Source organism: Brucella rhizosphaerae, from assembly GCF_002252475.1.
In the GTDB taxonomy this organism is placed as follows: domain Bacteria; phylum Pseudomonadota; class Alphaproteobacteria; order Rhizobiales; family Rhizobiaceae; genus Brucella; species Brucella rhizosphaerae.
The window spans coordinates 318507-326053 of the sequence record NZ_NNRK01000025.1 but is presented as its reverse complement, the minus strand read 5'-3'; the positions used below and the strand labels follow the sequence as shown (position 1 = coordinate 326053).

Below are 7547 nucleotides of genomic sequence, written 5' to 3'. Positions count from 1 at the left end.
ACAGCCTCGCATCCAATGCAGAGCGGGTTATCGCGCTTGAAGGTTGTAGCGGCTTTGTCCCATCGTGAGGTGTAACCCCGATCGCGAGCGCTACCTCGCCTCACCTCATAATCAGCCTGTGCTTGTTTGACAGTGCCAAGATGTGCAGGCCTGAAGGATCTGGGCTTGGAAGCCATAGGCACCCTCAACAGCGTTTGCCTGAACTCATCACACAAGAAGTGAAACTCGATCAGATGGGAACTTGATTGATTGTCTGACGTTAGATTTGCAGGAGGACATCATCATGTCGGTAAGATTTCAGATTGCAGCGCTACTCAGCCTCATGGTCAACGCCGTTATTTTTGGTATAGGCGCAATCACGGTGCTTACCATCCCATCGCTTAATGCGGATGCAAAGTTCTGGTTGCCTGTCGCAGTCATCGCAAGCATTGTGCTCAGTCCGGGTATTTCGTGGTTTCTCGCCCCACGCTTGCGCAACCGATACTGGCAGAAGCGAACTGCCTCTAACTAGCAGTCGATAACTGGTCTGGTGTCGACATGTTGGATTAACTCAAAACTGAATGTTATGGCATTTCATGTTGCAAATCCTCGATGACAGGCGTTCAATTGAGCCTGGATAAAGGGGGAGTTAGCAACATGCCATTTCGTTCAGCAGGTATTCGAGGTGCCTATTCACCATCTGAAGTCCAAATCATGCGGGCAGCATATGATAGCTGTGTCACACAAGTTGGTCATTCTTCGGTCACAGATGAAGAGTTAGAGGATTTCGCTCGCATTATCATTCGTTTGTTTGAAGATGGAGAGCGAGATCCCGAAACAATTGCAGAGCGCTGTATAGACATCAGCAAGCTTATGCCGAGATGACGTGAGAAATGAATGCCTTTCCGTGCACATTCCTTTGTTGGCACCTACAATCCCGATCAGCTCAGAGCTCTACAAAGGGCATATCGTGAAACCTGCAATGTGCTCGGCAGATCATCTCTAACGGAACGCGAAGCTCAAACGCTCGCGAAGCGTGTTTACGGTATCTATGATAGCGGCATTGAAAACCCGAGCGAGATTGCGCGTATAATACATCACGCAGAAAGCATCTAATAAAAGAGCGCCTCAAAGGGCGCTCAAATTGTATGGTGAATTCCAGACATAGCTTACGCTCTGCACCTGAATCGGTGTCTCGTGATTGAGACTGTCAGGGCGGGGTCCGAGCGTGGGCACCTCAGGAGCTTCGCTCCCCACGTGCTACCGTGTATTGAGGATCACTATCTAAACCGGATCATCCAGAAGCCGATTTGAGTCATAGCGGCGATAGAAAAGCAAGAGGCATAATCATAGGAGTCGGCTGCCCAAAGATCTTGATTTCCACGACAGCAATCCCTTTTCCCTTGCCACCACCAGACACCAGTTCACCCTCGACACCTGTGAATACACCCTCGCGGATCCGTACTCGTCTCACGCCCGCGAACACAGCGTGCGGTACTTCATGATCAAACTCACCTTTTTCGGCTTTATTATTGAATTCATTAATCTTTGTTGCCTTGACGACATATGGCTTTTCATATCCTCCGAGGATAGAAACCACATGCTCGAAACCTAATAAAGTTGCATAATTATCGTCATTCATTACCACTCGCACCAGCACATATCCGATCATAACGGGTTGCTGTTTAGGAGCAATTTCACGCCCTTGACGCCTGATTTTTGGCCCCATTTTCATTGGTGATAAAACTTCGATATTCACAGCTTCAAGTGCAGCTTTTACGGAAAGCTCACGTCCAGTCATCACTCGAAGCACCAACCACGGCGAATCACTATTGGTACGAATAGCGGCCTTTTGAATCGCAGCTCGTCTGCGCTTGCGCTGATCCATGAAGCGATCCAGCTTTGCATAGCAACGTGTGAGGTCAATTTCTTCTGCCTGCTCAGTGAGACGCTTATCTGCCATCATCATCACCAATTCCCCTCAAAGCTGTTTCAAAGTCCTTCATTCCATCTGGGCCACCTGATGGGAAACAAACCCATTTCAGCCAGTCAGGGGATGGATACCAACGCCAGCCATGCTCTTCGTGGTATGCCTTCCATGCAAACCAACGCTCACTGCCGACGCTAACGGATTCCATCCGCTCGCGTAGTGGATCAAAGCGAGCAGACACAACGGCTGAACGACCCGTCACAGCACGTTCAAACATGCCCTCAACAGCGGTCCAGCCTTGTTTCACAAGCTTTTCGCGATAGATTTCGCCTTCGGTTCTCTCACCACGCTCGATCTGTGCACGCTCGAAAGCCGTAGGCGTGGAGATCATGCCCGGCGATGCGGTCAAGAAATTACGATAGACCTCGATACCGAAGAGTTTGCCGAACGGCTTAGCTTCAAGGCGAGTTGGAGCAGCACTTGCAGATACAGATGCATCAGGCACCTGTTCCCAAAGCTTGTTTTCGAAGTAAGTGCCGGGAACATGGATATGATCGCGACCATTCGAACGGAGTAACTCCACCCACCCATCGCGCTTCTCAGCAGCTGCAATGCGTTCTTCAGCGGATAGCGCCAGCCAACTATCAAACCACTTGGACTGCGGAGTGCCTTTAAGGTTCGGCCAGCTTCGAACGAGCTTCCAGTAAGCCAGTTCTATTTTCTTCCGATCTTCAAAATCGTTCGCGCTTGCGCCTCTCTCAGATCTATTATCAGTATTTTCTAGATTATCAGTTATTACTAGGGGGTGATTTACCGTCGCCGGTTTTTCCGTTGACGGATTTACCGTCGACGGTTTTTCAGTCTGCGGTAAAGATGCAACACTTTCAGTCACTTCGATTGCAAACGGCTCATCATAGATGACAAGTGACAAGGCGCTAAAACGTCCGCCGTCCCTCGCCTGCTCTTTTTGCGCATAGCCAAGCTCGACGAGCTCAGCAACCATTCGACGCGCCTTGTCACGACCGCAATTGCCCTTATTGATGATGTCGCGCAGCACAACGGTCCAATTGTCCGGCTTTGACAACAGATAGCCAAGAAGCCAGCGAGCCTCCATCGAGAGACGCACTTCTTCGAACACATGATTTGGAATCGCCGCATAACGCGCGTTTCGAGCGCCACGGCGGATTGTTGCCTCTTCCTTCATTCCGCGGCCTCCTGATAAGGAGACGCGCCATGGTGTACCGGCTGCTTAATGGTGCGCAATTCGGCCAGCTTGCGCTGATATTCGGCTTCGTCAAACAAGGCATCCATCTGGCGTAGTTGGTGATGTCTGCCGGTAATCGCGCCCGCGTCACGCTGCGCCTGACAAACCGCACTGGAAAGCGACTGGATGCTATTAACGCCGCCCTCAAACAGATTGCCAAATCTATTCACAAGACGGCGGATGCAGGTTGCCGCCGCATTGCGGCTTGGTAAAAGCCAGCCTACCGGCGTCAGAACATAGCCGCTGTTTTCATGGACGAGGATTAAGCCAGCCGTGACTTGTTCGCCGGGACGCTCGCCCCTGCGGCCACCATCAATCCAGCGCGCTATCGCTTGATCAGTTTTCAGTTCGTCAACGATTTCATGCTCAACGATAGCCAGTCCATTGCTGACATATCCCTGCATGATGCGCCGACCAGTGGATCTGGTTGCATCGCGCACGCTGACAGACTGGCGAATAAGCATATTGCTCATGCGTCACCCCCATCATTTTGTGTAAGAAGAAGAAGCGTTTGGCGTGCTTGATCGAGCGCCAGATTGACCAGCTCACCATTGCGGCGCGTCTGGTTCATGGCAGCGTAAAAGCACGTTAGATACTCGCAGCCAGCCTCAAAGCCATACTCAGAGCATGAACGCTCCAAGAATGGCTGATACTGGATCATGATGCGAATAGGACATACCAGCAGTACCAACGCGCGGTCAGCATCAGTTACACCGCTGATCATGGCCTGTAGGATTGGCAGAATATTATCGTTCATTCCGCCGACAAGGGTTGGGCTTGCGATCACAGAAAGCCCTCCTGTTTTGGACGCTCTGGTAAAGATGGAGCGACAACGAGCATGTCAAACTGGGCATGGGCCTTGCGGATCCGCTCACACGCGATCTCAAAATAAGGCTTGTGACGTTCGATGCCGATGAACGAGCGGCCAGCGGTTACGCAGGCAACGCCTGTCGAGCCGCTGCCCATAAACGGGTCAAGCACCACCTGCCCTGCAACGTTGCAGATGATCTTCGACATGACGGCCTGCGGCTTAACCGTTGGATGCGCGACATCGCTGTCTTGGCCATTCTTGGCGATGATGAAGCGCTTTTTCTGCTGGAGATCACCAACCGGATGAAAGCCGCTATTCCAGGCATGAACGTAAATTTCGATGTCAGGCCGATAGTGCTTATTCGCCACCGGCATGGCATTCGGCTTCATCCATGGGATGATTGCATAACGATCATACTGCGATGCGAGATACGGCAGTAGATCGGCCCACTGATCATTGTGCGCGAAGAACACCACGGAGCCGAATTGCTCGCTGGTAAAAACTCTATGATCAAAGCCTTGATCAAGACCGACTGCCGCAATTTGATCCATGTTTGGGCGCTTCGAGCGAAACTTGCCGCCGCCTGAAGTTTCGAACTCATAGGGCGGGTCAGACACAAGCGCGTCGATCATTCCGAGCGTGGGAATAATGGCATTGCAATCGCCGAGATAGAGCGTGCAATTGCCGATGACGACCTTGCGCGCATACGGATCGCGTTGCGGCCAATGCGTATCGCCACGCTCGCGCTTCACTTGGACAGCAAGGTCATAGCATTTTTTGGAATCGTCAGCCGGATCGTACTCACGCATGTCAGCGCTCTCCTGCGAACCAGATGATGTAAACGAGGAAAGCTGCGACTGGCGTTTCAGCCAAAACAGCGATGATGATGATCAAAATAGTTTCGCGTGGCGATAGACGATCATTCATCGTGCGCGCCGCACTGTGCGAAGGAAGCGACCGCTCTGCTGGCGCTTTTTGCGATAGTTACGGACGCCATAAATAATTGTTGAATGGTCGCGTCCGCCAAGCCTCACGCCGATTTCGACACTGCTAAGTGGGGTCAAACGAAGCGCCCAGTAATAGATCGCCTGACGAGGCAAAATGAGATCAACACGACGCGATTTTGAAAGGACATCGCGGGGCGATATGGAAAAGGCGCGACATATGCGGCGAACAATGGTTACGAGATCGGGGCGATATAGATCAGCAACTGGTAATGCACCCGCTTTGGCCACCTCACCAAAAAATCCAACCCACTTGTGGTTCACTCGACGAAGGATCACGTCATCGGCGATGGCATTGCTCACCTTCTTACGAGGAGTTTTCGTTGGGGTCGGTGCTTCAGCGATAACGACTGGTGCGACCTCAACCGGTGGTGCCAGCTTTGGCACAACCGGAGCTTTGCGTGCTTCCTCGCGCAAGCGCTGCGCGCGGATAGCTGCGGCAGTTATCGGATTGCTTTCTGTGCGGCGTGAGGAAGCGTAAAACATCAGCGTTCTGCCGAGCCTTCGAAGAATGGAAGGCCGGTTTTTGCAGCGGCTTCTGCAAGATCGCGCTGGACCTGCTCACGCAGCACGTTCTCCCAACGATAAAGCTGATAGAACCAGACAATATCGCCGCACTTAATGCGATACCGCAGGCGCGCCGGAATACGAACCTTGTCACCATCAACGAAGGCTGGCACAGAAATCATAAAGATGCCCGGAATAACGACCGGCTCACCCTTGGCATTCTGATGCTCTTCCTTAAATTCGACTGTACGTTCGCCGGTCTGCAACCGCGTGCCTTGCTTCACTGTTGCGCTGACAAATACTTCCAGATGACGGGCGAGCATGACCAGCTCGGAAGGTGTGGCCATCTTTTCGTTGAACAGGCGTTCGCACTCAGTCCGTTCGCCATCGGTCGGTGCGCACAATTCAACGGAATGCTCTTCAAGGAATAGCGAAAATTCTGCCTGTTCCATCGGCTGCGCGTTGTTCTTCACCCATGCGGTGAACTCTTCTGTGACCGGAAATGCGTATTCAACGCGATGCTCACCAAAGCGCGGCTCATTATCGAGATCGTGATAATCAATGATCGAGGTGAGTTTCGGGCTTGGCCAACTGGCCTTGCCGAAGATAACCGAGCCATCATCCTTGTGACGGTTCGTGAGATCAATGAAGCTTGCCAGAACATCGGTATGCGCAGTACCGCGTCGGCGTTCTGGCGCATTGCGATGCTCTTCGAGAAGGTTTTTGACCGAGGCAAACTTTTGATTATTGCGATCAAACGCCAGCGGCACTTCGTCGGCCAGCCCTTTGGCTAAGCCTTTCGTGGAAACGCTGATGATTTCCGGATCACTGGCCTTATTGGCCAGCCCGGTTAGTGTGAGAATTGCGGCATTGAGGCCGACAATGGATTTCGTATCTTCCATGGTTTTACTCTCCGGTTAAAAAAGATCAGCCTTCGGCGGCGGCGCTTGACGTTGGCCCGGCGTCACGAAGGAACATGTCAACTTGGCTTGGATGCTCGATGCTCAAGGCACCGTCCAAAGACCAGAACGGTGTTTTCATAAACTTGGCAGTATCGGGCAGCTTGACTTTGACCTTTGGATCAATGTCAATGCGACCCAGCTCATAGTTAAAATCGATGGTCACGGTCATCGTGGCCTTGCCCTTGTCACCGGGCATGTTTTCCAATGCCTCGATTGCAAGCGCCATTTCTTCATCAAGCTTGCGCGTGAAATCACCACGCGAAAGCAGTCCAAGCATTTCCCGGAACGAACGCATAACCCGGCTCATTAAAGTCCTCCTAAGACAGTGGGTGTTTGCTTTTTGGTGAGAGGTGAACCCGCCTCGACAGAACGGCGCGCAATGCGATCGGACTGATCGGGGAAGCGGGAAATCAGGTGGCGCGACCTATCGCAGCCGTAACGTGAAAACGGATGCCGCCAGCGCAGTGGCTGCAGCTTGCCGGTTTCATCGACGATGAAAAATTTGAGGACTTGCTTGGCGGTCATTGGTTGACCTCGCGTGCCTCAGCGGCAGCAAGGCGACCATCAATATCGGCATGGATTTTCGCAATCTGACGTGAAATCTTGCGCAATTGCTGCGCTTCCGATGGCGACAAAAAACCATCAGCCTTTGCGCGCACGGTTTCGACCATCATATTTCCGGTCAGCTCGACCAGATCAGCGTTGAGGGCAGACAGACAGGACGAAATCGAGTTGTTGACGACCGAACCGCCAACCTCTAGTCCCAGAAACTCGACCATGATGCCCGAAACGATCGGACGCCCGACATAGCCTTCCAATGCCATAACAACCGGCGTCGGCATGGTGTCGCGATCAACACCCCCATACCAACGCCCGACCTGACTTTTTGAAATGGCGAACTTTTCGACCACACGGCGACTGCCGCCATATGCGTCGATCAGATCCGTCTGAGCTGCCAGAACCCGCATACGCCAGCGTTCTGTAAATTCACGAGGTTCGTTGTCAGCCATAGCGCGCAGTCCTCAAGACAAAGCTTTCCCGCGCCGGGAAAACCCAGCGTCGTTTCCCGTGGTGGGAAGGTCAAAAATTT

The 7547-nt window shown here is 52.5% G+C and carries 12 protein-coding genes; 2 read left to right on the top strand and 10 right to left on the bottom strand.

Annotated features, from left to right (window positions below; translation table 11 throughout):
* The first annotated feature begins 283 nt into the window (after nucleotides 1-283).
* Both CEV32_RS09255 and CEV32_RS09250 read left to right on the top strand, forming a co-directional pair.
* Nucleotides 284-511, top strand: coding sequence for a hypothetical protein (locus CEV32_RS09255; protein ID WP_094576455.1), 228 nt, complete (start codon nucleotides 284-286; stop codon nucleotides 509-511).
* A gap of 80 nt (nucleotides 512-591) precedes the next feature.
* The gene (locus CEV32_RS09250) at nucleotides 592-864 is read left to right on the top strand and encodes a hypothetical protein (RefSeq protein ID WP_167382777.1); all 273 of its coding nucleotides are present in this window, start codon (nucleotides 592-594) and stop codon (nucleotides 862-864) included.
* A gap of 430 nt (nucleotides 865-1294) precedes the next feature.
* Here CEV32_RS09250 and nusG read toward each other — a convergent pair whose 3' ends face one another.
* The 10 genes from nusG to CEV32_RS09195 form a co-directional block, all read right to left on the bottom strand.
* Nucleotides 1295-1948, bottom strand: coding sequence for a transcription termination/antitermination protein NusG (gene nusG, locus CEV32_RS09240; RefSeq protein WP_094576449.1), 654 nt, complete (start codon nucleotides 1946-1948; stop codon nucleotides 1295-1297).
* Nucleotides 1932-3113 carry a helix-turn-helix domain-containing protein gene (locus CEV32_RS09235; RefSeq protein ID WP_094576447.1) on the bottom strand — a complete coding sequence of 394 codons (1182 nt, stop codon included), beginning with the start codon at nucleotides 3111-3113 and terminating at the stop codon, nucleotides 1932-1934. The genes nusG and CEV32_RS09235 overlap by 17 nt, the downstream gene beginning before the upstream one ends.
* Nucleotides 3110-3646 carry a hypothetical protein gene (locus CEV32_RS09230; protein WP_094576445.1) on the bottom strand — a complete coding sequence of 179 codons (537 nt, stop codon included), beginning with the start codon at nucleotides 3644-3646 and terminating at the stop codon, nucleotides 3110-3112. The genes CEV32_RS09235 and CEV32_RS09230 overlap by 4 nt, the downstream gene beginning before the upstream one ends.
* Nucleotides 3643-3960: a hypothetical protein gene (locus CEV32_RS09225; RefSeq protein WP_094576443.1), complete on the bottom strand. Its 318-nt coding sequence runs from the start codon at nucleotides 3958-3960 to the stop codon at nucleotides 3643-3645. Before CEV32_RS09225 ends, CEV32_RS09230 begins: the two co-directional genes overlap by 4 nt.
* Nucleotides 3957-4793, bottom strand: a complete 837-nt coding sequence (locus CEV32_RS09220; protein WP_094576441.1) for a DNA-methyltransferase — start codon at nucleotides 4791-4793, stop codon at nucleotides 3957-3959. The genes CEV32_RS09225 and CEV32_RS09220 overlap by 4 nt, the downstream gene beginning before the upstream one ends.
* 114 nt (nucleotides 4794-4907) lie before the next feature.
* Nucleotides 4908-5474: a helix-turn-helix domain-containing protein gene (locus CEV32_RS09215; RefSeq protein WP_094576439.1), complete on the bottom strand. Its 567-nt coding sequence runs from the start codon at nucleotides 5472-5474 to the stop codon at nucleotides 4908-4910.
* Nucleotides 5474-6397 (bottom strand): DUF2303 family protein, encoded by a 924-nt coding sequence (locus CEV32_RS09210; protein ID WP_094576437.1) that lies wholly within the window; start codon nucleotides 6395-6397, stop codon nucleotides 5474-5476. The genes CEV32_RS09215 and CEV32_RS09210 overlap by 1 nt, the downstream gene beginning before the upstream one ends.
* A 25-nt stretch (nucleotides 6398-6422) precedes the next feature.
* The gene (locus CEV32_RS09205) at nucleotides 6423-6764 is read right to left on the bottom strand and encodes a hypothetical protein (RefSeq protein ID WP_094576435.1); all 342 of its coding nucleotides are present in this window, start codon (nucleotides 6762-6764) and stop codon (nucleotides 6423-6425) included.
* Nucleotides 6764-6982 carry a hypothetical protein gene (locus CEV32_RS09200; RefSeq protein WP_094576433.1) on the bottom strand — a complete coding sequence of 73 codons (219 nt, stop codon included), beginning with the start codon at nucleotides 6980-6982 and terminating at the stop codon, nucleotides 6764-6766. Before CEV32_RS09200 ends, CEV32_RS09205 begins: the two co-directional genes overlap by 1 nt.
* Nucleotides 6979-7467 carry a hypothetical protein gene (locus CEV32_RS09195; RefSeq protein WP_094576431.1) on the bottom strand — a complete coding sequence of 163 codons (489 nt, stop codon included), beginning with the start codon at nucleotides 7465-7467 and terminating at the stop codon, nucleotides 6979-6981. Before CEV32_RS09195 ends, CEV32_RS09200 begins: the two co-directional genes overlap by 4 nt.
* Between the last annotated feature and the right edge of the window lie 80 nt (nucleotides 7468-7547).

Excerpts from the sequence above, each read along its gene's own strand:
- CEV32_RS09255 (WP_094576455.1), top strand. The coding sequence starts at position 284 with ATGTCGGTAAGATTTCAGATTGCAGCGCTACTCAGCCTCATGGTCAAC.
- CEV32_RS09250 (WP_167382777.1), top strand. The coding sequence starts at position 592 with ATGACAGGCGTTCAATTGAGCCTGGATAAAGGGGGAGTTAGCAACATG.
- nusG (WP_094576449.1), bottom strand. The coding sequence starts at position 1,948 with ATGATGATGGCAGATAAGCGTCTCACTGAGCAGGCAGAAGAAATTGAC.
- CEV32_RS09235 (WP_094576447.1), bottom strand. The coding sequence starts at position 3,113 with ATGAAGGAAGAGGCAACAATCCGCCGTGGCGCTCGAAACGCGCGTTAT.
- CEV32_RS09230 (WP_094576445.1), bottom strand. The coding sequence starts at position 3,646 with ATGAGCAATATGCTTATTCGCCAGTCTGTCAGCGTGCGCGATGCAACC.
- CEV32_RS09220 (WP_094576441.1), bottom strand. The coding sequence starts at position 4,793 with ATGCGTGAGTACGATCCGGCTGACGATTCCAAAAAATGCTATGACCTT.
- CEV32_RS09215 (WP_094576439.1), bottom strand. The coding sequence starts at position 5,474 with ATGTTTTACGCTTCCTCACGCCGCACAGAAAGCAATCCGATAACTGCC.
- CEV32_RS09210 (WP_094576437.1), bottom strand. The coding sequence starts at position 6,397 with ATGGAAGATACGAAATCCATTGTCGGCCTCAATGCCGCAATTCTCACA.
- CEV32_RS09205 (WP_094576435.1), bottom strand. The coding sequence starts at position 6,764 with ATGAGCCGGGTTATGCGTTCGTTCCGGGAAATGCTTGGACTGCTTTCG.
- CEV32_RS09200 (WP_094576433.1), bottom strand. The coding sequence starts at position 6,982 with ATGACCGCCAAGCAAGTCCTCAAATTTTTCATCGTCGATGAAACCGGC.
- CEV32_RS09195 (WP_094576431.1), bottom strand. The coding sequence starts at position 7,467 with ATGGCTGACAACGAACCTCGTGAATTTACAGAACGCTGGCGTATGCGG.